This is a genomic window from Streptomyces sparsus, assembly GCF_054776295.1.
Map to the genome: position 1 here is coordinate 1 of NZ_BAAHCA010000832.1, position 2,190 is coordinate 2,190.

General features: G+C 72.7%; 3 protein-coding genes. 2 read left to right on the forward strand and 1 reads right to left on the reverse strand.

The window, feature by feature from the left end:
• Positions 1–354, reverse strand: a 354-nt coding sequence (locus tag ACYVE9_RS23930) for a spermidine synthase (RefSeq protein ID WP_461029969.1), incomplete at its 3' end; no start/stop codon positions are given.
• 117 nt (positions 355–471) lie between these two features.
• On the opposite strand from ACYVE9_RS23930, the gene ACYVE9_RS23935 reads away from it, so the two are divergent.
• Entirely contained in the window at positions 472–1,173 is a 702-nt protein-coding gene (locus ACYVE9_RS23935) for a TVP38/TMEM64 family protein (RefSeq protein ID WP_461029970.1), read from the forward strand.
• Between the two features lie 97 nt (positions 1,174–1,270).
• A complete protein-coding gene (locus tag ACYVE9_RS23940) occupies positions 1,271–2,161 on the forward strand; it encodes an undecaprenyl-diphosphate phosphatase (RefSeq protein ID WP_461029971.1) in 891 nt (296 codons plus the stop codon).
• Positions 2,162–2,190 lie beyond the last annotated feature (29 nt).

Sequence of the window (2,190 nt, forward strand, 5' to 3'; positions counted from 1 at the left end):
GCCGGCGTCCGCCGGCACCGGCAGCCACTCGTCCACGAGGTCGATCAGCGCCGCGTCGAACTCCGCCACCCGCTGGCCCGAGCCGGGACGGACCGCCGCGACCTGGCGCGCCAGCGTCAGGGCCCCGCCGCCCAGGTGCAGCAGGTCCAGCGGGCCGTCCGGGAAGCCGGTGTGCAGCACGTGGGCGATCCGGCGCACGTACTCGAACTCCAGATGGCCGGGATCGTCGAGGTCCACGTAGGACTGGGGGGCGTCGTCCACCGTCAGCAGCCAGGCGCGCTCCCGGTCGAGGTCGGGCAGCAGCCGGGCGACGCCCTGGTGCACCGCCCGTGTCACGGGTCTGGATTCGTCCACCGACCCATTGTGCGGTGCCGCCGGCGCCGGTCCGCGCCGGGGCGGTGGCGGCCGCCGGGGTGCGGCCTGCGGCCGGGAAGTCGTCGGGGTGTCATCTTCGTCGGTTACTCTCCCCCGGTGCCCGCCCCCGTTCGCGCCTTCGGCGCACGCCGCGCACTGTCATCGAGTTCCGCCCGGCTCCGGCTCGGGCTGCTCGTGGTGCTGCTCTCCTCAGCCGCTGCGTTCGTGCTGGTCCACCAGCCCCAGCGGATGCTGACCGATCCCACGGCGCAGCCGGTGACCGGCGCCACCGCGGTGGTGGGCTTCACCGTCGCCTACGCGCTGTGCACGGCGGCCTTCGTGCCCCGCCCGGTCCTCAACCTCGCCGCCGGCGCCCTGTTCGGCGCGCAGTGGGGAACCATCGGTGCGCTGGTCGGCACGGTGGCGGGCGCGGGCATCTCCTTCGGGCTGGGCCGACTGCTCGGCCAGGAGGGGCTGCGGCCACTGCTGCGGGGCCGCTGGCTCCGGGCCGGTGACCGGCAGCTGAGCAGCCGCGGTTTCCGGGCGATGCTGGTGCTCCGGCTGGTCCCGGGGGTGCCGTTCGCCGCCTCCAACTACGGAGCGGCCGTCTCCCGCATGGGGTGGCCGGCGTTTCTCTCCGCCACCGCCGTGGGCAGCGTGCCCAACACCGCGGCCTACGTGGTGGCGGGCAGCCGGGCGGCGGAGCCGGCCTCGCCGATGTTCCTCGCCGCGTTCGCCTTCATCACCGTCACCGGGGCCGCCGCGGCGGCCGTCGCCTGGCGCCGCAGGGCGCAACTACGGGCGGCGGTCGGCACCTGAGTGCGCCTTAGCCCCACCCGCGCGCCGGACACCCGGCAGTGCACCCATACCATCTGATCCGAACTGACCGACGATCACAAGGACGAGCTCACCCGACATGTCTTGGTTCGAATCCTTCATCCTCGGGCTCGTCCAGGGGCTGACCGAGTTCCTGCCGATCTCCTCCAGCGCGCACATCCGGCTCGTCGCCGTCGCCGCGGGCTGGGAGGACCCCGGCGCGGCCTTCACGGCGGTCTCCCAGATCGGCACCGAGATCGCCATCCTGATCTACTTCCGCAAGGACATCCTCCGCATCGTGACGGCCTGGTGCCGGTCTCTGGTCGACCGGGAGGCGCGCCAGGATCTGGACGCCCGGATCGGCTGGCTGGTGATCATCGGCTCCATCCCGATCGTCGTGCTCGGCGTCATCTTCAAGGACCACATCGAGGGGCCCTTCCGCGACCTGCGGCTGATCGCGGTCAGCTTCATCGTGCTGGGTGTCGCACTGGGCGTCGCCGACCGGATCGTGGCCCGGGCGGAGAAGGGCGGCGGCAGGCACCGGGCGGGCGGCCCCCGCAAGGGCCTGGACCAGCTGAACGTCCGCGACGGCATCTTCTTCGGTCTGTGGCAGGCGCTCGCGCTCATCCCCGGCATGTCCCGTTCCGGCGTGACCATGACCGGCGGCCTGTTCCTCGGCTACGACCGCGCCTCCACCGCCCGTTACTCGTTCCTGCTGGCCATCCCGGCGGTGCTGGGGTCGGGCGCCTACGAACTCAAGGAGATCGGCGGTGAGGACGCCGCTCACGTCTCCTGGGGGCCCACCATCTTCGCCACCGTGGTCGGCGGCCTGGTCGGCTACGCGGTGATCGCCTGGTTCATGCGGTTCATCGAGACCCGCAGCTTCATGCCGTTCGTCTACTACCGCGTCGCGGTGGGTGTGGTGCTGCTGGTGCTGGTCGGTGTCGGGGTGCTGGACCCGATGGCGGGCGCCGAGGTCGGCGAGGGCTGATCCCGGTCGGCCGCGGCCGACCGGGATCA

Bases quoted from the DNA above. Each gene is read 5' to 3' on its own strand.
- ACYVE9_RS23940 (WP_461029971.1), top strand. From the start codon at position 1,271: ATGTCTTGGTTCGAATCCTTCATCCTCGGGCTCGTCCAGGGGCTGACC.